The sequence below is a fragment of the Ruegeria sp. BG6 genome (assembly GCF_056538465.1).
Map to the genome: position 1 here is coordinate 116,406 of NZ_JBQFTB010000013.1, position 20,502 is coordinate 136,907.

The following is a 20,502-nucleotide window of genomic DNA, read 5'->3' on the forward strand; positions in this document are numbered from 1 at the left end:
AGCTGGCGCGGCTCTGGTCCAATCTGGCACCGCCGGTTTTTAGACATGAGATTATTCTGCTTGGAATCGGAGACAGCCATGCGATGGATAAAACGAATTCTTCTGATTTTTCTTGTATTGATACTGGTTCTGGTGGGCGCGTCCTATCTGCTGCCCGGTAGGGCCGAAGTCTCGCGAAGCGTCACCATCAACGCACCGGCTGCTGCCATCTTTCCTTTTGTGAACTCGATGCAGGCGACCGAGAAATGGTCGCCATGGCTGTCGCGCGATCCGGAAACCAAACTGGCCTACAGCGGTCCAGAAGCTGGCGTCGGGAATACCCTGAACTGGAGCTCTGAGCATCCTCAGGTCGGATCGGGATCACAAGAAATCATCGAAAGCGTTGAAAACCAGTTCGTCAGAACCGCGCTGGATTTCGGATCCATGGGGACGGCAAATACGTCGTTTACTCTGCAGCCTGAAGGCGATCAGACCGAGATTTCGTGGGGCTTTGAAAGTGATCTTGGTATGAACCCCATGTCGCGCTGGATGGGGCTCATGATGGATGAATGGGTCGGCAGCGATTACGAGCGCGGGCTTTCCAACCTCAAAGAACTGGTCGAATCCGGCCAGTGAGGCACAAACAGGCTCTAAAAAGCTGAAAATATGAGTTCTCAGGGCAGGCTGATGCGGGCCCTGATTCCCATATGATCGGATCCCATGAACGGGCGCAGTTCCGCCGTGCCCGTCGTGCCATTGGGCACCAAAAGATTGTCGATCGGCATCGGCATCATCCAGTTGCCAAGAATGTGCGTGTTCATAACTGCGCCAAACACGTGATTGCCGGCAGCCATACCGATACGTCGCACGCTGCTGCCCCAATGGGCCATGTTGAAGTCGCCGGCGATCAGAACAGGGCCGTCCAGTTGTTCGATTTGGTGGGCGATCTTTTTGCTCTGTTCGAACTGGCCATAAGGGTAGGGCCAGTTGAGGTGAACGGAGACGACCCAAACCGGCTGACCACCCGGACCGATGACCTGAAGACCCACCAGTCCAAGCCCCTGTAGGCAAAATTCTGAATCCTCAACAATGGCCAGTCTGGTCAGTATCGCAACGTTCTGCTCGGGCCTGAACTCACATATTGCCGATGTCGGGTAATTCCCGAACAGGTTTTCCATATATTGCCGGTTGTGGCTGGAAACTTCCTGAAGTGTCACGATGTCCGCGTCCGACGAGAGAATGTCGTCGGCAAGGGAATACCGGGGCCATGCCACAGACATCAGGTTCTTTTGATACAAGGTCACACAAGGATCATCGCATTCGTCTGAAACAGGTACGAGCCCGGCGGCAACGGACCCCACCGCAATCACTGCGAATGCAAGGGAGGCCAACGCGAAACCCCTGGCACGCACGGCCATGAGAATTGCGGCAAAGACGATCAGCAGCACGCCAATCTGGGGTCTCATCAGGGCGACCGAGTCACCGGGTGCAAAATACCGTCCGGTGAATCCAAAGATCACCAAACCCATGAGAAGCGTTGCACAACCCAGAATAGCGGATCGGGCAAACCTGTTGTTGTTCAGGAAACGCACGTTCTGCCTCAATCGAAATGCTCAGGGCAAACACTGTGCATTTTGTGGTGTATTCGTCCAGTTGAAACTGGTGTGAGGGTCTCGAACGTCCGGCCGATCACCGGGCTGGGGCCGAGAAAAAAGGGCCACTTCATGTGAAGCGGCCCTTCGTACATTCGGATGGGAAGAATTCAGCCCTTTTTCAGAACCTCACGGCCCAGCAGCTCGGCAATCTGAACGGCGTTCAGGGCCGCACCCTTGCGCAGGTTGTCCGACACACACCACAGGTTCAGGCCGTTTTCGACGGTCGAGTCCTGACGGATGCGGCTGATGAAAGTGGCGAAATCACCAACGCATTCAATGGGCGAGACGTAGCCACCCGCCTCACGCTTGTCGATCACCATGATGCCGGGTGCCTCGCGCAGGATGTCGCGGGCTTCGTCTTCGTCGAGGAATTCCTCGAACTCGATATTCACCGCCTCGGAATGGCCGACAAAGACCGGAACACGAACGCAAGTGGCCGTGACCTTGATCGACGGATCGACGATCTTCTTGGTTTCGACAACCATCTTCCACTCTTCCTTGGTCGAGCCGTCTTCCATGAAGACGTCGATCTGCGGAATGACGTTGAAAGCGATCTGCTTCTGGAACTTCTTCGGCTCAACCTCGTTGATCGGGTTGTACACGGCCTTGGTCTGATCCCACAGCTCGTCCATGCCTTCCTTGCCTGCGCCCGAAACCGACTGATAGGTCGACACGACAACGCGCTTGATCTTGGCGCGGTCATGCAGCGGTTTAAGCGCGACAACCATCTGCGCGGTCGAGCAGTTGGGGTTGGCGATGATGTTCTTGTTCTTGTAGTCGTGGATCGCCTGCGGGTTACATTCCGGCACGATCAGCGGAATGTCAGGGTCATAGCGATACAGCGACGAGTTATCGATCACCACGCAGCCGGCAGCCGCGGCTTTGGGCGCATAGTCCTTGGTTGCCGCTGAACCCACGGCAAACAGCGCGATGTCCCAACCGCTGAAATCGAATGTATCCAGATCCTTGGTCGTCAGTGTCTTGTCGCCAAAGCTGACCTCGGTGCCCAGCGAACGGCGGCTTGCCAGCGCGGCAAGTTCGTCCACGGGGAACTGGCGTTCAGCCAGGATGTTCAGCATTTCGCGGCCCACATTGCCAGTGGCGCCAACGACGACGACGCGATAGCCCATATCATGTCTCCTGAAGTCTAAGGACGCGCGTTCATAGCCGCGTTGCGGCGAAGAAAAAAGACTAATCGAAGCGAATTTCGGCGCGGAACACCAATTTGACACCGTTGCGGCGGGTCAATGCGCCTCCAACAAGGATCGATAGACCCGAACGATGGCTTCCGCCTCGCCCTCGATTCGAAAATTCTGCTCGACATGGGCCCGTGCAGCCTGCCCGGCCAGCGCCAGTTTTTCGCGGTCTTCCAACATGTCCTGCAACGCGCCCGCCAGCGCCTTTGCGTTGTCTTTCTCGACCAGACGGCCGGTCGCACCATCCTTGATCTGTGCGCTGAATGCGCCAACGCCGTGACAAGCGATGGCAGGCACACCCGACGCCATCGCCTCGAGCGGGGTCAGGCCGAAGCCTTCGTGCCGTGCAGGGGCCACGAACAGGTCCAGTGCGCGATAAGTTTCCACGATCTCTTCCCACGGACGCTCGCCCAGAAAATGCACCCGGTCCGCCAACCCGGCGGCCTTGAGCTTTTGTTCCTGTTCCTGCTGAAAGCCTTCGAACTCTTTGGTGGCCCGGCCGGTGAAGATAATCTGCGCGTCGGGGTGGGACGGCAGAACCTCGATTGCGGCGTCCACCAGAAGGTCCACGCCCTTTTGCGGGCGGATACGGCCAAAACAGCCGATCAGAACGCCATCGGGCAGACCGAGCTTCTGGCGCAGGGCTTGCTTGGATTGTGCGGGATGAAACAGGTCTGTGTTCACTCCGTGCATGATGACAGTTGCCGGGTGTTTCAGAAACGAAGCCGCCTGCGGTGTGGTCGCGATCAGCGCATCCATCTTCGAGATCAGCCACTTGGTAAACCCCGAATGATCGCGCTGCGCGGCCGAAGTGAAGAGCAGACGGAAATTGCGCCGGAACAGATGTTTCAGCACCAGTCCTGCCAGCATCTCGGTGTTGCGCCGGGCATGCCAGACCCGTTGCACCCGGTTCGACAGAAACGGAACCTTCCAAAGCCGGATGTGCGGCAGATCGTCGGGCAGTCCGGGTCCTGTCGCGCGAATTTCGATCAGGTCGCGTTGGATCGGTAAAAGCCGAATGATCGTTGTGGTCACGCCTGACAGGCTGTGTTTCAGGTTGGGCGCGATGACCTCGATTTCCCGCACTGTGATCTCCTGTTCAGGGTTGATTGGCATCAGTCTATGCTGTCGCGGCTGAATAGGTAAATCAGGCAGCCAATCGCAACTGTTATGGCAAAGAACCCGAAAATGGCCGTATAAGGCGCAGCGGGCCCGGCGCCTCCAGTAGCGGCATGAAGCCGCCCGGTGGCAAACTGCGCCACGCCAACGCCGCCAATTCCAAACAGGTTCAGCAGGGTGACGCCCCGGCCGACCAGATGCGGGGGGATGAAGGCACGGCCATGCGCCATGATCACGGGAAATGTGGCGCCGGTAAATCCGATCAGGGCCAGTAGGATGACGGACACCCAGACCGCGTCGGCGACCCAGATACACAACAGGATCAGGGACACAGCGCTGAGCGCGTTGCCGCCGAAGATCACCCATTTGCGTGTGCCAAGAATCCGGTCAAGCGGGCCATAGACAAAGGTTCCCGCAATCATCGCTGCACCCATTACCAGGGTTGCCTGCCCGATTTGCGCGGTGCCCAGGCCAAAGACGTCCTGCAGGTACGGCCCGGCCCACAATCCTCGCAGCGCCCCGGAAGGCGCATAGGCCACCAGCATCAACGGAAGTATCGTCCAGAGCGCTGGTTCCCTGAGCAGATCCAGCAACGATCCTTTCTGTTCTGTTTCGATCTTATGCGGATCGTGGACCGTCAGCCAGATTCCAATCGCCACAAAGCCCGAGATCGCCGCCAGTCCGGCCAGCGTTGCGCGCCAGCCCATCAGTTCGACCGCCAGTGCCGTCGGGTACGAGGCCACCAGGTTACCGACGGAACCGACACCCAGCATGACGGCGGCCAGTGTGGCAAAACGGGCGGGAGGAAACTCGCGCGCGAAGATATAGTACGAGGCCATCAGCACCGGAGAACACCCGATGCCGATCAGGGCCATCGCGATACTGATATGCAACGGCGCAGTTGCCATCGCAAAAACAGCAGCCCCTCCTGCACCGCCAATCAGCAGCAACAAGGAAGCGGTCAGGCGGGGTCCGATCCGGTCAAGCGCCCAGCCGACCGGAATCTGCATCAGGGCGAATATGAAGAACCACAGGCCCGAGGCAAAGGCCAGGTCCTCGGGCGTGGCCCCCAGGTCCCGGCCCAGATCCACGCTGAGCACAGCCAGAAAAGCGCGAAAAAACTGGCTGAGCACATAGGCCAGACACAAAACCACCAATCCTGCCTGCATGATCTGCCCTCAACCTGAATACGGGCCATGCTTGGCATGTCGTGCCATCATGCACAAGCGCGTGTGCTATGCTGAATTTGGCGGACAGACATCACAATCGGGCTATTGTTCAAATCAGGAACCGACACAAGGCACCAACGCTGAGGGGACAATGAAAGACGTTCATTCCGATTTCTATGAATCCCTGCCGCTGTTGAGGGACTTTACCGAACTTGCAAAGCCTTCGCGATTTACACCAGTACCGGATGACTGGGTCGTCGGGGTTGCGGATATCGTCGATTCGACCGGTGAAATCGCGCGGGGCCGGTACAAAACCGTGAATATGGTCGGTGCGGCGGTGATTTCGGGCATGATCAACGCAGTGGGCGGCAAGCTGTTTCCCTATATCTTTGGCGGCGACGGCGCGGGTTTCGCTGTCCCGGCCAGCGCAGCGGATACAGCCCGCGCCACCCTGTCCGCTTTGCAGCGCTGGGCGCATGAAGAGTTTTCGGTTTCCCTGCGCGGCGCCGTGGTGCCGGTTGCGGATATCCGGAATGCGGGCCGGGATGTGCGCGTTGCCCGCTATGCGCCATCGTCGGGCGTGGACTACGCGATGTTCTCGGGCGGTGGGCTGGCCTGGGCCGAGACGCAGATGAAGTCGGGGCAATACACCGTGCCGGATGCGGTACCCGGCGCGCAACCGGATCTGACGGGCTTGTCCTGTCGGTGGTCCAACAGCCCGGCGAAACATGGCCAGATCGTATCGCTGGTTGTGCAACCGACCGCGACTGCGACAGAAATCGATTTTGCCGATCTGGCACAGTCGGTGCTGTCCGTGTCCGAGGCGCTGGATCGCGCGGGCCACCCGGTGCCGGTCAACGGGCCGCCAATCTCGTGGCCGCCGCCGGGTATTGCGATCAATGCGCGTGTCATGCGCGCCGGCGGCAACATTCTTTGGCACACTATGAAGATGTTGGGTGAAAACCTGTTCATCTTTCTGCTGTTTCTGTCCGGCAGGCGACTGGGCAGTTTCGAGCCCCAACATTACAAGGAAATGGTCAGCAAAAATGCGGACTTCCGCAAATTCGACGACGGCCTCAAGATGACGCTGGATTGCGATCAGGCCACGCTGGCACGCATCCGGCAGATGCTGGAACAGGCGCGCCAGCAGGGCAAGATCCGCTATGGCATCCATGCTCAGGACGAGGCGATGATGACCTGTTTTGTGCCCTCTGCCGTTCGCGATGATCACGTGCATTTTGTTGACGGTGCATCCGGCGGTTACGCCCAGGCCGCCGCCGGGATGAGGGCTTAGTCTCTAAGGAGTCAGGCCACGGGCAATGTCCGTTATGACGTCATAGGCCATCATCACGTCCTGTTCCGTGGTTTCGAATTGTCCGGCCTGGAACCGGATGACCAGATCGCCATCCACACGTGTTTGTGTCAGATAAATCCGTCCGTCATCATTGATGGCGTTGACCAGCCGCAAATTCAGATCATCCGGGTAGGCGCAGCCTTCGGGCATGTACCGAAAGGACCAGAGTGACCACATCGGCGCCGTCGTGATCTGAAAATCCGGTTCCGACGCAAGTTTGTCATGCAGCGCTTTGGACCAGTTGACGTGATTTCGCATCCGCTGGCGCAGGCCTTCCAGCCCGTAGGTGCGTATCACGAACCACAGTTTCAGCGCGCGGAAGCGACGCCCCAATGGAACGGACCATTCCGAGTAATTGACGATCCCGTCTTTACCATGTGTTTTCAGGTATTCCGGGCTGATAGCCAGCGTTTGGACCAGATCGTCGGGGTTCTTCAGGAAATGCGCGCAGCAGTCGAACTGTACCCCCAGCCACTTGTGGGGGTTGAAGACGATGCTGTCAGCCTGTTCGATCCCGGGCCAGTAGTGCCGGTATTCGGGGCAGATCATGGCCGACCCGGCCCAGGCTGCATCGACATGGGAATAGAGGTCGTATTTGGCGGCGATTTCTAAGCAACGATCCACAGGATCGGTTGCCCCGACGCCGGTTCCGCCGACGCACAAAATGACGCCCGCAGGCTGCAAACCAGAGTCTAAATCTGCCTGAATGGCCGCTTCCAGCGCGTCGGGATCCATTCCGCGCCAGTCGCCCTTGATGGGAACACGCACCAAGTTGTCTTCGCCAATTCCGGCAACCCAGATGGCCCTGTCGATTGAGGTGTGAACCTCGGATGAACAATAGATGCGCAGGGGTTTCTGCGCGAACAGCCCCTGTTTGTTGCCCTGCCAGGCCAGTGCCTTTTCCCGCATCGTCAACACGGCGGCCAGCGTCGCCGACGAGGCCGAGTCCTGAATCACACCGGCGAATCCGTCCGGCAAATCCAAAGCCTGCCGCAACCAATCCATCATCCGGGTTTCCATCTCGGTCGCGGCAGGCGAGGTTTGCCACAACATGCATTGCGGTGCGATGGCGCTGGCCAGAAACTCACCCAGAACCGACGGGGCCGAGGCGTTCGAATTGAAATAGGCAAAGAACCGGGGGTGCTGCCAATGGGTGATGCCGGGCAATACGATCTGCTCAAAATCCCGGAAGATGTCTTCCATGGGCTGGGCGGTTTCGGGCGGTTCAGACGGTAACGCATTCAAGACCTCACCCGGTTCGCACCGTGCCCGGACGGGCCTGTCGCCAACGGTTTCGTGATAGTTCTGCGTCCAGTCAGCGACTTTTCGGCCCCATTCCGCGAATTCGTTCCACTGCATGCTGTTCCCCGTGTTTCCGCCTGATCCGGGATGTCCCGGGTGTTTGAATTTCCGGGGCAGTGAGAGTTATCCGGAGCGAAAGGTCAATGCGTCTAAGAAACCCGAAGTCTTGAATGTCAGGTCAAAACGGTGTGCATCCCGGTCGCCAACGTCTTGCCAGTGATTGGAAGACACCTAAGATGCCGGCGATGTTTCAAACTGGGGGCTGTCATGCAGGACAAGCTGTTTTCTCTTCCCGAACCTGTTGCGATACCGGTTGTCGGCGAGCAGGCCGAATATCCGGTGGGCCGGATTTTTTGCGTCGGGCGGAACTATGCGGCCCATGCGGCTGAAATGGGAAATACTGTGGACCGCGAGGCGCCGTTCTATTTCACCAAGTCCGCACCCAACGCCATCCTGACCGGGGCGACCGTGCCATATCCGCCGGGTACCGAAAACTATCATCACGAAATGGAACTGGTGATTGCAATCGGTCAGCCGGTGTTCCGCGTCAGTCGCGAGCAGGCTTTGGGCGCGGTGTTTGCCTATGGGTGCGCGCTAGACATGACCCGCCGCGACCTGCAAATCCGTGAACGGAACAAACAGCGCCCGTGGGATCTGGGCAAGGATCTGGAAAACGGTGCCGTTTTTGCGCCGCTGACCCGGTCGGAGAGCTGGTCGCCTGACAAAGACAAGCGCATTCATCTGAGCGTCAACGGTGAAGTCCGGCAGGATGCGACCCTGGACGAACTGATCTGGAAAATAGATGAGATCGTGAGCCATCTTTCAAATTACTATCACCTTCGTCCGGGCGATCTGATCATGACAGGTACCCCGGCCGGTGTCGGTGCGGTCCAGGCCGGTGATGTGATTGATGGCGGAATTGACGGTCTTGAATCGATCCACCTAACCCTGTCACAGGTTGAATAGAGCCTATTTAGGGTCTTTCAGCCAACCGTCGGCAAGCTCAACACGATCAAGGCCGGCAAACCTGCGCACCCGGTCCAGCTCGGCCTCCAGACGGCGGGTGCGCGCCTCTGACCAGCGCAACTTTCGCTCGGGCCAGACGGATTGTACCCGCAATTCGCCGCTATCCCTGTGGGCCTTCATGTCGATCCGGCCGATCAGCCGATCACCTTCGAGCAGGGGGAAGACATAATAGCCGTAGGTTCTTTTGGGCGCGGGCACAAACACTTCTATCCTGTAGTGAAACCCGAACAGGCGTTCGGCGCGGTTTCGATCCCGCAGCATCGGGTCAAACGGGCTGAGCACGCGAATTCTGCCCGGTGGCGCGGGCAGTTCAGGGGCCTCTTCAACCAATCCCGGGCGGGAAAACACTTTCCTTGTACGCCCATCCGCGCAATTGATTTCGACTTCCTCAATTGCGCCGTTTTTCTGGGCCGCGGCGCACCAGTCTTTCGCCTCGGCCGGGCTGACCGTATCCCAGAACGCAGCCAGTTCGCCCGATGTTGCAAACCCCAACCTGTCGAGGGCGGCGTTGCACAACCAGTCCACCGTTCCTTCGGCATCGCATGGTGCATGACCGGGGCACAGATGAGTTTCTATCACCCGTTCCGTCAGGTCGTAGCGTTTCTGAAAGCCATCCCGACCAATGACGGTCAGCGCACCCGAGCGCCACAAGAACTCCAGCGCGGTTTTGGACGGGTGCCAGTCCCACCAGCCGCCCGATCCTTTCTTTTCGTCCTTTCCCACATCGGACGAGGATACCGGACCGTGATCGCGGATGTGCAGCAGAACCGAGGCGAACTGTTGTTCAAATCCATCCCGCCGCCAATTCTTCCAGCGGGCCTTCAACAAATCGGCATCGCGCTGAAAGCGCAGGTGCCAATGCCGGTAGAACTCCATCGGAATGACGGCGGCGTCATGTGTCCAATGTTCGAAAAGCGCCCTGTCCCGTTCATACAGGCGCTTCAGATGTGTGCTGCGATAGGTGGGCCTGCGCGAAAACAGGATCATGTCATGGGCGCGGGCCACGGTGTTGATACTGTCCAGCTGAACAAAACCAAGCCGTCGGATCAGGTCCAGAAGATCCGCGCCCTTTGCGCTGCCCGACGGGGTTTCGGACAGCAAGTGACGATCCATGAACACCGCACGCGCTGTCCGGTTGTCCAGATTCGGCAGTGCCAAGACTCTAACGCCGCTTCAGTGTGTCACCGTAGCTGATTTTCGGCGTCAGGGTCACGCGGGTTTCAATCTCGGCTTCCGGGTCGGCCAGCTGCGCCGCGATGATCCCCGCGGCCTGACGGCCGATTTCCAGCCGGCAGGCATCCATGGTTGCCAGTTTGCGGGGCAGACCTTGCAGCAATTCGACATTGTTGAACCCCGCCAGCCCGATCTGACCAGGGATGTCTATCCCCTGATCCAGCAGGTACAACAGTCCGCCAGCGCCGATCATATCATTGGAATAATACAGAAAATCCAGCTCCGGCGACCGTTCCAGCATCGCCTGCGTCATCTCGCGCCCCTTGGCCAGTGCCGACCCGCCCGAGTAGAACTCGCGATCCTCGATCTCGATCCCGTGTTTGCCCAGAACTTCGGTAAAGCCTTCGAAACGTTTGCGGGCGCGGTGGTCCAAAGGCATCTTGGTCCCCATGAAACCGATATGCTGGTATCCGGCCTTCAGAATGGCCTGCGCCATTTCGCGACCGGCACGGCGGTGCGAAATGCCGACCATCGCATCCACGGGTTTGCCGTCGGTGTCCATGATTTCGACCACCGGAATGCCCGCGGAATCCAGCATTGCCCGGGCCGCTTCCGTGTGTTCCAGCCCTGCGATGATCACGCCCGAAGGCCGCCACGAGAGCATCTCGTAAAGGACCTTTTCCTCTTTTTCCGGCAAATAATCGGTTACGCCGACCACTGGCTGCAATTCGGTGTCTTCCAGAACCTGATTGATGCCGGTCAGGACCTCGGGGAAGACCATGTTGGACAGTGAGGGGATGATGACCGCAACCAGATTGACCCGGCTGGATGCCAGCGCACCAGCAATTTTGTTGGGCACGTATCCCAGCTCTTTCGCGGCGGCCAGAACCCGTGTTCGGGTCGCATCCGATACATCACCCCGATTGCGCAGGACCCTGCTGACCGTCATTTCGGATACCCCCGACGCTTCCGAGACATCGCGAAGGGTGAGCGGGCGTTTTGTTTCTGTGGTCACGAGGCACCTGCACTGTTGTTTTGCCCGATGGTAGCGTGAACACGGCGACAAATACAACAACTCTGCTTCTGCGTCGGACGCTGGGCCGGTCGGACCATTTATGCGTCGGAGGGCCCCTCCATATTTGTAGCGAGTTCAATATAACACACGATCAACGCCCGCAGTTTGGGGCCCAACGAACTCAAGTCCGCGAACTGAACCGACGACTATTGAACGCGGAAAGAGATCTAGGAAAATACACACACGCGCGGTGGCGCGTACCAAACCGCATAGCAAGCGCGGGCATGCAATTCCTGATTTCGCAAATGGCCCATGCAACGCCGCAATCAATTGTTGACCGTGTCTTACATATTCTGGCATGAACGCGCCATGTTCGGTTCCGGGGACATCCTCGGAAGCAATAGGGAATGCAGTGCGGCACATTTCGCCAACTCTGCAACTGCCCCCGCAACTGTAGGCGGCGAGCGCGGCTGATAATGCCACTGGGATATCCCGGGAAGGTTAGTTTAGCGCTTTGACCCGCAAGTCAGGAGACCTGCCGAACATGCGCCCTTGGAAGGGGCGTTCATCATCGGCGACGGGGTGTGCGCCGGATCTGTTTGCCCGATAAGGCAGATGGCTTCGCGTTCCCCATCGTCAAAGTAAATTTGCGCCGGGGAAGGCGCGACGTGAGAAGGACTCGATTCGTGAAAAAACTGCTGGTGGCTGCAACGGCTGCTTTGGCGATGCCTGCATTGGCGCAGGCCCATTTCCTGCTGGAATATACCGACGACACGATGATCGAACGCCCCGGTGACGTTCCGGTCAAACTGGTTTTCTGGCACCCGTTTGAAGCTGGTCACGTGATGACCTTGGAAAAACCGGAAGAATTCTTTGTAATCCACAACGGTGAAAAAACCGATCTGATGGATACGCTGGAAGAAACCACTTTTGAAGGACCGGACAACATTGCCAAAGCGTTCCTGGGTTCAGTGCCGGTGAAACGCTCGGGTGACTATTTGGTGGTTACAGTTCCTGCGCCTTACTACGAAGAATCCGAAGATATCTATATCCAGCAGATCACCAAGGCTTACCTCAACCGCAACGAACTGCCGACCGACTGGGATCAGCCGCAGGGGCTGGCCACCGAGATTCTGCCGCTGAACAAGCCTTACAACATCATCGCCGGGTCAACCTTTACCGGTCGCGTGTTGAGCGAGGGACAGCCCGTCGCCGGCGCAGAAATCGAAATCGAGTACATCGCCGCAGCACCGGACATGACCGGCGCCGGCGCAAAGGATGCCACCGTGTCCCCATTGCCGGGCGGCGCGTTGGTCGCGATTTCGGATGACAACGGATATTTCACTTTTGGTGTGCCAAAAGCCGGGTACTGGGGCTTCGCCGCTTTAGGTGTGGGTCCGGAAACCGAGCATGAAGGCAAAGAGCTGAGCCAGGATGCGGTCATCTGGATCCGCGCCTGGGATCTGGAGTAAGCCTGAATGCACATCGTCGACGGAGCCCTTTCCAACCCTGTCGTGATCGGCGGTGCGGTCGCCGCGGCTGGCGGGATCGCATTGGGCCTGAAATCGCTGGATCTGGATCGCATTCCCACGGCAGGCGTGTTGTCGGCCAGCTTTTTTGTCGCCTCGCTGATCCATGTGCCGATTGGCCCATCGTCTGTGCATTTGATTCTGAACGGTCTGGCCGGGCTTCTGCTCGGCTGGGCCGCCTTTCCGGCCCTTTTTGTCGGCTTGCTGCTGCAGGCCGTGTTCTTTGGTTTCGGCGGATTGACCGTGCTGGGGATCAACACGGTGAATATCGCTCTTCCGGCGGTGTTGACCTGGATGATCTTTGGTCGCCTGATCGCACATGGCTCGCCTGTTCAGGGGGCGATCTGGGGCGGCGTCGGTGGCGCGTTTTCGATCGCCGCCACGACTGCTTTTGTCGCGGTCTCGCTGGCGCTGTCCGGCGATGAGTTCCTGCCCGCTGCCAAGCTTGTCTTTTTCGCCCACATTCCCGTCATGGCTATCGAGGCCGTGCTGACAGGTTTTGCCGTTCTTCTGGCCCGCAAGGTCAAACCGGAACTTTTTGTAAAGGTTGCGTCCACATGAAACAGTTGATCCTTGTTTGTACGCTTGCTCTCGCCCCGCTCCCGGCTCTTGCGCACAAGGTTATAGCGGGCGTTTTTCCGGCAGGCGACGCAATCGAAGGCGAGCTGGGGTTTTCCAATGGCGATATGGCCGCAGACCAGGAAGTCATCGTCTATGGCCCCGACGGCTCTGAACTGGGACGCACAGTAACCGATACGGACGGTTTCTTTCTCTACAGCCCGACCAGAGCTGTGACTCATACATTCAGGGCAGATCTGGGTGCAGGGCACGTCGCCGAAGTTGCCATGCCGGCCGACGAAGTGGCCGAAATCATGGGGGTCGAAGCCGAGCTTTCTGAAACAGCCACGCCGGTTGCATCTGCGGATGGCGCGGCAGCGGTGACTGTGGCCTCGCTCTCGGATGAGGAACGCGCCGCCATCGCCAAAGCGGTGCGCGACGAAACCCGCCCACTGCGGCGCGAGATCGCCGCCTACCGCGAGCACAATGAACTGCAGAACATCTTGGGTGGTATTGGTTATATCATTGGTCTGTTCGGCATCGGCTTTTATCTGGCCGCGCGCAAAAAGATGGCCACCTGATGGCACATGCGCTGGAACCACAGGCCAAAACACTGGCCGAGGCAGGCAGAGCCGCCCATTTCGGGATGATCGGAGACTACGATCCCCGTATGCGCGTCGTTTTGGCCTGCATCTTTGCCATCGTCACGGTTGCCCTCAACAGTATTCCGGCGCTGATCGGCGCTTTGTCCGTCTCGCTTGGCTTACTGGTGATGTCACGCTTGCCAGTCGGCCGGACCCTCAAGCGTATGGCCATGATGGACAGCTTCATCATCTTCATGCTGGTGTTGCTGCCATTCTCAATGCCCGGTGACGCGATGTTCACGGTTTTTGGCTTTCCGGCCAGTTGGCAGGGCCTTTGGAAAGCTTTCGAGATTGCACTGACGGCCAACGCGGTCATCCTTGCGCTGATGGTTCTGGTCGGAACGATGGAACCTGTGACGCTTGGACACGCTTTGCACAAGCTGCGCTGCCCCGAGGCGCTTGTGCACCTTTTGATGTTCACCATCCGCTACATCGAGGTGTTGCGGGAAGAATACCTGCGCCTGCGCGGCGCGATGAAGATCCGCGGATTTCGCCCCGGCACAAACTGGCACACCTACCGAAGCTTCGGGTATCTGGTCGGCATGATGCTGGTGCGCGCGATTGAACGGTCAGAGCGGATTCTGGCGGCGATGAAATGCCGGGGGTTTTCCGGGCGTCTTTTGTTGCTGCAGGACTTTAACATGACCCGACGCGATCGCATGTTCGCCGCGATGCTGTGCACCGTTTGCCTTGGCCTGCTGTTCCTGGATTATCTATGACGATCCTCAAGCTTGAAGACATTTGTTTTGCGTACCCTGGCCAGCCACCAGTGCTGGACGGCGCTTCGCTGCAGCTTGAACCGGGGCAGCGCCTGTCGATTGCGGGGCCGAATGGCGCGGGAAAATCTACCCTGTTTCGCATCGCCCTTGGCCTGCAAACACCAAGCGCCGGGCGCGTGACCGTCCTGGGAAAGGAAAGGCGCGTCGAGGCGGATTTTCACGAAGTCCGCCGTCAGGTCGGGCTGGTTTTTCAGGATCCTGATGATCAGCTGTTTTGTCCGACAGTGGCGGAAGATATCGCATTTGGTCCTCTCAACCTCGGGCGCAGCAAGTCCGAGGCGCTGGCCATCGTCGACAGGGTGCTTTCCGATCTGGATCTGTTAAGTCTGCGTGATCGCATTACGCACAAGCTCTCTGGTGGAGAGAAGCGGCTTGTGACCCTTGCAACCGTTTTGGCGATGGAGCCCGAGGCGCTGCTTTTGGATGAGCCCACCAATGCGCTGGACGCCAAAAACGAAGCGCGACTTCTGGAAATTCTGCGAAGCCTGCCGCAGGCTATACTGCTGGTCAGCCACGCACCATCGTTTCGCGCGGCACTGGCACCAGACACGCTGGAACTGCGAAACGGGCGGATTGTCAGCCCAAGTGAATGACCTGTTCACACGAGCTATGCGAATGTCCGCGACGGAGTGCCGTCTTCAAGAAGACAGCGCGTGCACGCGGTATGACCCGGGGGTCCGGCTGGTCCATTTTCGAAAGGCGCGGTGAAAATTCGCCGGAGCCGAAAACCCGGTGTCAAAGGCGATCTGTTCAATACTGAGCGTACTTTGCTGAAGCGCGCGGATGGCGATGTCGCGGCGCAGTGCATCCTTGATGTCCTGAAAAGAAGTTCCTTCTTCTTTCAAACGCCTGTTCAAGGTCCGCGGCGTCATCTTCAGGGCACGCGCTGCATCGGGAAGCTGGCAGGTTTGCCATGTTGCGCCGTAGAGAAACGCGCGGACGCGAAGGCTGTTTGTATGTGCGCGCGAACCGGTAAAGATCCAGTCCAGCGGCGCGCGTTCAAGGAACACGGACGCCTCAGCCGAACTGCGGGTTATAGGGCGGGTGAACTGGCGCGGGTCGAAAAGGATACTGGTCTGCCGAGCGTCAAACTCGACAGTGCATGGGAAGACGACGGCGTAGTCGGCGGCAAATTCCGGGCGGGCAAACGCAAAGCGAACGGCTTTTACTGGTGTTTCCGTCCCGCCAAGCCAGGACAAAAGCCCATGCGCCAGTTTCAGGATCAGCATGTGGCCAAATCGCTGCGGGCGGGTGTCGTCCGAATATGGGACCAACGCCAGTTCCACCTCGTCGGATTTGTTGTGCAAGTCCAGGTGGAAGTCATCCAGAAGCAGGTTCCAAAATGTCGAGAAACGATAAAGTGCCGAGGTCAGGCTGCTCGCTTCGCGCTGTACAGTCACCAGATGCTGCAGGGCGCGGGGCCGGATCCGACGGCTCCAGAGCCCCATCATTTCGTCCCCGGTTTCGGGCGCGGCAAGCTGATAGAGCCGGGCGATTTCGTTCAGTGTGACGCGTTGAGAAGGTGCCATCGGGTTGGCCTGCAAGCCCGAACGCTCTAACAGCGATGTCATCTCAGCCGGGGTGCAACGGGACTTCAGCGCATCCAGCCAATCCTGGACAAATCCCGCCGATACAGTCGTCAGAGATATGGGGTCATGGCTGGTCATCTGAACCTCAGGTTGGCGTAATCGGATACCATTTTGTCAAGAAATGAGCTTATCGGCAAACCATTGGGCGGGTAGATGACGCGAAACCATAGTCGCCGCAGGGGAGCCTGGCATGTCCTATCAGCCGCCCGTACAGGATTTGATGTTTTGCATCGAACACTTGTCCCACTGGGAAAAGGTGTCCCGGGTGGAAGTGTATTCGGAATACGACCTGACGGATATTGGTGCCGCTCTCGAGGGATATGCCCGGTTCTGCAGCGAACAGATCGCGCCATTGTCACATATCGGGGACACGCTGGGCGCGCAGTTCGACAGTGGCCGCGTGTCGATGCCCGAAGGTGATGCGCAAGCTTACGCGCAGTTCGTCGAAATGGGGTGGCAGGCGCTGACCCATCCGGTGGAATATGGCGGGATGGGATTGCCGCGTGCCGTCGGCGCGGCTGCCGTTGAAATGCTGAATGCCGCTGATATGAGCTTTGGTCTTTGCCCGCTGCTGACCGACGGGGCGATTGAGGCGTTGCTGCTGACCGGTTCGGACGAACAGAAAGCCACCTATCTGGAACCGCTGATCGCAGGGCGCTGGTCCGGCACGATGAACCTGACCGAACCGCAGGCAGGCAGTGATCTGGGCCGCGTGGCGACCAGGGCGGCGCAGCGTGGGGATGGCAGCTACGGCGTCTCTGGCACCAAGATCTTCATCACATATGGCGCGCACGATCTGACCGAGAACATCATTCATCTGGTGCTGGCCCGCACACCTGACGCGCCTGCCGGGCCGAAGGGGCTGAGCCTGTTCATCGTTCCGCAAAAACTGGTGGGGCCGGATGGCACTCCGGGCGTCGAGAACACGGTCAATTGCATAAGCATCGAACACAAACTGGGCGTTCGTGCCAGCCCGACGGCGGTTCTGGAATACAAAGACGCCACCGGTTTCCTGATCGGCGAGGAAAACCGCGGACTGGAATACATGTTCATCATGATGAACGCCGCTCGGTTTTCTGTTGGGGTTCAGGGCATCGCGACCTCTGAACGGGCTTACCAACGCGCTCTGGCTTATGCGCGCGACCGGGTGCAGAGCCGTCCCGTGAATGGTCAGGCCAAAGACGCGGTCGCCATCATCGAACACCCGGACGTACGCCGTATGCTCATGCGGATGCGCGGCCTGACCGAAGGTGGCCGGGCTATGGCGGCCGCAACGGCAGGCCTGCTGGACATCGCGCATCTTCAGGACGATCCGGCAATCGCTGCGCTGGCCGAATTCATGGTCCCGCTGGTCAAAGGCTTCTGCTCGGAACGCGCGGTCGAGGTCGCCTCGCTGGGCGTGCAAATCCACGGCGGCATGGGCTTTATCGAAGAAACAGGAGCCGCGCAGCACTACCGCGACGCCCGCATTCTGCCGATTTACGAAGGCACCACAGCCATTCAGGCCAACGATCTTCTGGGCCGCAAGGTGATGCGCGACGGAGGAGAAACCGCCCGCCGGTTCGCCGCCCGAATAGCCGAGACTGAAGCGCAACTGGCAAAAGGAGATGCCAGCGCGCAGGCAATTGGCGCAAGTCTTGCTCAGGCGCGCGGCGCATTTGAGGCCGCGCTGGATTGGTTGCTGGAAAACAGCCGAAAGGATATCGACGCTGCCTTTGCAGGCTCTGTCCCGTTCCTTATGCTGGCCGGGACACTCGCGGCAGGGTGGAAACTGGCAAAGGGTGCCGTGGCTGCGCAAAGTGCACTGGACGCCGGGCAGGATACACAATTCATGACCCAGAAAATCGCCACTGCCCTGTTTTTTGCCCAGCACATTCTGCCTGAATGTGCAACCGAACACGCCCGCATCCTGCATGGCTCGCGCAGTCTGCTTGACGCGACTTTCCCCGAATAAAGCCTGGATAGGATCTGACCCATGAATGACGTCGTGAACCCCGACACATATGAGAACCTTGCGATTTCCGAGCGTGAGAACGGTCTGTACGTCGTGACCCTGAACCGTCCCTCTAAGCGCAACGCACTGGATGTGGCCACGATCGAGGAACTGATCCGCTTTTTCAGCGGCGCGCGTATGGCCGGTGTCAGAGCTGTGGTTCTGGCCGGCGAAGGAAACCACTTCTGCGCGGGCCTTGATCTGGTCGAGCATTGGAAGGCCGACCGCAGCCCGGATGACTTCATGCATGTCTGTCTGCGCTGGCATGAAGCGTTCAACAAGATGGAATATGGTGGTGTGCCGATCATCGCCGCGCTGAAGGGCGCGGTAGTGGGCGGAGGACTGGAACTGGCCAGCGCGGCGCATATCCGTGTGATCGACCCCGGCACCTATTTTGCCTTGCCTGAAGGCCAGCGTGGGATTTTTACTGGGGGCGGGGCAACCATCAGGGTTTCGGATATGATCGGCAAATACCGCATGATCGACATGATCCTGACCGGCCGTGTCTATCAGGGGCAAGAGGCCGTCGATCTGGGGTTGGCGCAATACATAACCGAAGAAGGCGGCAGCATGGCCAAGGCGATGGAGCTGGCGGGACAAATTGCGCAGAACCTGCCTTTGACCAATTTTGCAATCTGCTCGGCAATCAGCCACTTGAACAACATGTCCGGCATGGACGCGGCGTATGCAGAAGCTGTGGTGGGCGGAGTGGTCAATACCCAGCCCGCCGCCCGCGAACGGCTGGAAGCCTTCGCAAACAAGACCGCCGCCCGCGTGCGGCCTAACAGCTGATAAAGGCGGTACCGGGATGCGTCACCATTTCGAAGCTCTTCAGAAGACACGGGCCAACCATGTGCCCCTGTCGCCGTTGTCCTTTCTGCACCGCGCCGAAAACCTGCATGGAGCCCGCACGGCGGTAATCTATGGCGACGTCCGGCGAAGCTGGGCTGAGACCACTACCCGCATTCGCGCGGTGGCCGGTGGGTTGGCGGCACTTGGTGTGCAGAAAGGTGATACGGTTTCGGTGCTCAGCCCGAACATCCCAGAGCTGTTCGAGTTGCACTTTGCCGTACCGCTGACAGGCGGAGTGCTCAACACTCTGAATACACGCTTGGAGCCGGAAACCATCGCCTACATCCTGGATCACGCGGACACGAAACTGGTGATCGTGGACCGGGAGCTTGTGCCGCTTCTGTCCAAAGCGTTTGATCTGCTTGGTCGGACCTTGCCAGTTGTCGAGATCGTCGATCCCGCTGCAGCAGGCGAGAGCATTGGTTGCCAGACCTATGAGGCGCTGACCAAATCCGCCCCTGTGCCGACAGACCTGCCCGAAGATGAGTGGGATGCGATTGCGCTGAACTACACCTCAGGCACGTCCGGGCGCCCCAAGGGCGTCGTCTATCACCACCGCGGAGCTTATCTGATGGCGCTTGGCACCGGGACAGCGTGGCAAATGCCGCCCTATCCGGTTTATCTGTCGGTGGTGCCGATGTTCCACTGCAACGGTTGGGGGCACCCCTGGTTAATGGCCATGCTTGGGGCGACGGTTGTATTCACACGCGTTCCGGCAGCAGACCGTATTCTGGATGCGATCCGCACCCATGGCGTGACCCATTTTGGTGCGGCGCCCATTGTGTTGCAGATGCTGGCCGAAGCCGAAAGCGGTGCGGCCCCCTTTGATCCCGCGATCCGCGTATTGACGGCCGGAGCACCGCCGCCGCCGTCGGTGCTGGAAAAGACGCGATCCATGGGATTTGACGTCATGCAGGTCTATGGCCTGACCGAAACCTACGGACATATTTCACAGTGTCTCTGGCAGGATGAGTGGGACGATCTCAGCCCGGCAGAACAGGCCGAGTTACAGGCGCAACAGGGCATTGCCTTTCCGATGGTCGAAGACGTCTCGGTTATCGACCGCACCAGCGGCACGCCGGTCTCGCGCGATGGGTCCACGCAGGGCGAGATTTCTATCCGGGGCAACACGGTCATGGCGGGGTATTACAAGGACGCCGAGGCCACCGCCAAAGCCTTCGAAGACGGTTGGTTCTGGTCTGGTGACGGTGCGGTCGTACACGAAAACGGTTATATCCAGATCCGCGACCGCCTGAAGGACGTGATCATCTCGGGCGGAGAAAACATCTCCTCCGTCGAGGTCGAAGCGGTGCTTTATCGTCATGACGCCGTGCAGGCCGCGGCCGTGGTTGCAATGCCGCACAAGAAATGGGGCGAAGTCCCCTGCGCGTTTGTCGAACTGCGTGAAGGTGCCAGGGCAACATCTGACGAGATCATTGCGTTCTGCCGAGATCACCTTGCCGGGTTCAAGGCCCCCAAGGCTGTTGTATTCGAAACCCTTCCCAAAACCTCCACCGGAAAGATCCAGAAGTTCCAGCTTCGGGATCGCATCAAATCAATGGACCTTTGA

19 protein-coding genes and 1 riboswitch are annotated in these 20,502 nt (G+C 59.0%); of the genes, 11 read left to right on the forward strand and 8 right to left on the reverse strand.

Translation table 11 applies throughout. From position 1 onward, the window contains the following. Positions 1 to 78: 78 nt before the first annotated feature. Positions 79 to 615, forward strand: coding sequence for an SRPBCC family protein (locus ACR0JW_RS19440; protein WP_480714330.1), 537 nt, complete (start codon positions 79 to 81; stop codon positions 613 to 615). Between the two features lie 38 nt (positions 616 to 653). Here the strand turns inward: ACR0JW_RS19440 and ACR0JW_RS19445 are convergent, their stop codons facing one another. From ACR0JW_RS19445 to ACR0JW_RS19460, 4 genes are all read right to left on the reverse strand, one after another. After that, positions 654 to 1,571: an endonuclease/exonuclease/phosphatase family protein gene (locus tag ACR0JW_RS19445; RefSeq protein WP_170680246.1), complete on the reverse strand. Its 918-nt coding sequence runs from the start codon at positions 1,569 to 1,571 to the stop codon at positions 654 to 656. A gap of 170 nt (positions 1,572 to 1,741) precedes the next feature. Continuing rightward, positions 1,742 to 2,764 (reverse strand): aspartate-semialdehyde dehydrogenase, encoded by a 1,023-nt coding sequence (locus ACR0JW_RS19450; protein ID WP_170612623.1) that lies wholly within the window; start codon positions 2,762 to 2,764, stop codon positions 1,742 to 1,744. 114 nt (positions 2,765 to 2,878) lie between these two features. After that, positions 2,879 to 3,946 carry a glycosyltransferase family 4 protein gene (locus ACR0JW_RS19455; protein WP_170680248.1) on the reverse strand — a complete coding sequence of 356 codons (1,068 nt, stop codon included), beginning with the start codon at positions 3,944 to 3,946 and terminating at the stop codon, positions 2,879 to 2,881. Beyond that, the gene (locus tag ACR0JW_RS19460; RefSeq protein WP_170680250.1) at positions 3,946 to 5,118 is read right to left on the reverse strand and encodes an MFS transporter; all 1,173 of its coding nucleotides are present in this window, start codon (positions 5,116 to 5,118) and stop codon (positions 3,946 to 3,948) included. Before ACR0JW_RS19460 ends, ACR0JW_RS19455 begins: the two co-directional genes overlap by 1 nt. A gap of 151 nt (positions 5,119 to 5,269) precedes the next feature. Here ACR0JW_RS19460 and ACR0JW_RS19465 point away from each other — a divergent pair, with 151 nt between their 5' ends. Continuing rightward, entirely contained in the window at positions 5,270 to 6,412 is a 1,143-nt protein-coding gene (locus ACR0JW_RS19465) for a DUF3095 domain-containing protein (RefSeq protein WP_480714331.1), read from the forward strand. Between the two features lie 3 nt (positions 6,413 to 6,415). On the opposite strand, the gene ACR0JW_RS19470 is transcribed toward ACR0JW_RS19465, so the two are convergent. Then, positions 6,416 to 7,831 (reverse strand): pyridoxal phosphate-dependent decarboxylase family protein, encoded by a 1,416-nt coding sequence (locus ACR0JW_RS19470; RefSeq protein WP_480714332.1) that lies wholly within the window; start codon positions 7,829 to 7,831, stop codon positions 6,416 to 6,418. 210 nt (positions 7,832 to 8,041) lie between these two features. On the opposite strand from ACR0JW_RS19470, the gene ACR0JW_RS19475 reads away from it, so the two are divergent. After that, the gene (locus ACR0JW_RS19475; RefSeq protein ID WP_480714333.1) at positions 8,042 to 8,740 is read left to right on the forward strand and encodes a fumarylacetoacetate hydrolase family protein; all 699 of its coding nucleotides are present in this window, start codon (positions 8,042 to 8,044) and stop codon (positions 8,738 to 8,740) included. Between the two features lie 3 nt (positions 8,741 to 8,743). Here the strand turns inward: ACR0JW_RS19475 and ACR0JW_RS19480 are convergent, their stop codons facing one another. Beyond that, the gene (locus ACR0JW_RS19480; protein ID WP_480714334.1) at positions 8,744 to 9,958 is read right to left on the reverse strand and encodes a winged helix-turn-helix domain-containing protein; all 1,215 of its coding nucleotides are present in this window, start codon (positions 9,956 to 9,958) and stop codon (positions 8,744 to 8,746) included. A 4-nt stretch (positions 9,959 to 9,962) separates the two neighbouring features. After that, positions 9,963 to 10,988 carry a LacI family DNA-binding transcriptional regulator gene (locus ACR0JW_RS19485; protein WP_170612609.1) on the reverse strand — a complete coding sequence of 342 codons (1,026 nt, stop codon included), beginning with the start codon at positions 10,986 to 10,988 and terminating at the stop codon, positions 9,963 to 9,965. 357 nt (positions 10,989 to 11,345) lie between these two features. Then, positions 11,346 to 11,545, forward strand: a riboswitch (cobalamin riboswitch). 129 nt (positions 11,546 to 11,674) lie between these two features. Between ACR0JW_RS19485 and ACR0JW_RS19490 the strand changes: the two genes are divergently transcribed. The 5 genes from ACR0JW_RS19490 to ACR0JW_RS19510 are packed head-to-tail and all read left to right on the forward strand — an operon-like array spanning position 11,675 to position 15,091. After that, a complete protein-coding gene (locus ACR0JW_RS19490; protein WP_480714335.1) occupies positions 11,675 to 12,460 on the forward strand; it encodes a DUF4198 domain-containing protein in 786 nt (261 codons plus the stop codon). Between the two features lie 6 nt (positions 12,461 to 12,466). Further along, positions 12,467 to 13,078: a cobalt transporter CbiM gene (cbiM, locus tag ACR0JW_RS19495; RefSeq protein ID WP_170680261.1), complete on the forward strand. Its 612-nt coding sequence runs from the start codon at positions 12,467 to 12,469 to the stop codon at positions 13,076 to 13,078. Beyond that, complete coding sequence (locus ACR0JW_RS19500) at positions 13,075 to 13,656, forward strand: cobalt ABC transporter permease (RefSeq protein ID WP_480714336.1); 582 nt, start codon at positions 13,075 to 13,077, stop codon at positions 13,654 to 13,656. Before cbiM ends, ACR0JW_RS19500 begins: the two co-directional genes overlap by 4 nt. Continuing rightward, positions 13,656 to 14,438 (forward strand): cobalt ECF transporter T component CbiQ, encoded by a 783-nt coding sequence (cbiQ, locus tag ACR0JW_RS19505; RefSeq protein ID WP_170680265.1) that lies wholly within the window; start codon positions 13,656 to 13,658, stop codon positions 14,436 to 14,438. The genes ACR0JW_RS19500 and cbiQ overlap by 1 nt, the downstream gene beginning before the upstream one ends. Then, complete coding sequence (locus ACR0JW_RS19510; protein WP_170612598.1) at positions 14,435 to 15,091, forward strand: ABC transporter ATP-binding protein; 657 nt, start codon at positions 14,435 to 14,437, stop codon at positions 15,089 to 15,091. Before cbiQ ends, ACR0JW_RS19510 begins: the two co-directional genes overlap by 4 nt. 45 nt (positions 15,092 to 15,136) lie before the next feature. Here the strand turns inward: ACR0JW_RS19510 and ACR0JW_RS19515 are convergent, their stop codons facing one another. Then, on the reverse strand, positions 15,137 to 16,165 hold the full coding sequence (locus ACR0JW_RS19515) for an AraC family transcriptional regulator (RefSeq protein WP_170680267.1): 1,029 nt from the start codon (positions 16,163 to 16,165) through the stop codon (positions 15,137 to 15,139). Between the two features lie 112 nt (positions 16,166 to 16,277). Between ACR0JW_RS19515 and ACR0JW_RS19520 the strand changes: the two genes are divergently transcribed. The 3 genes from ACR0JW_RS19520 to ACR0JW_RS19530 are packed head-to-tail and all read left to right on the forward strand — an operon-like array spanning position 16,278 to position 20,502. Beyond that, positions 16,278 to 18,041 carry an acyl-CoA dehydrogenase family protein gene (locus ACR0JW_RS19520; RefSeq protein ID WP_170680269.1) on the forward strand — a complete coding sequence of 588 codons (1,764 nt, stop codon included), beginning with the start codon at positions 16,278 to 16,280 and terminating at the stop codon, positions 18,039 to 18,041. Between the two features lie 21 nt (positions 18,042 to 18,062). Further along, positions 18,063 to 18,872 (forward strand): methylthioacryloyl-CoA hydratase, encoded by an 810-nt coding sequence (gene dmdD / locus ACR0JW_RS19525; RefSeq protein WP_170612592.1) that lies wholly within the window; start codon positions 18,063 to 18,065, stop codon positions 18,870 to 18,872. Between the two features lie 16 nt (positions 18,873 to 18,888). Continuing rightward, positions 18,889 to 20,502, forward strand: a complete 1,614-nt coding sequence (locus tag ACR0JW_RS19530; protein WP_480714337.1) for an AMP-binding protein — start codon at positions 18,889 to 18,891, stop codon at positions 20,500 to 20,502.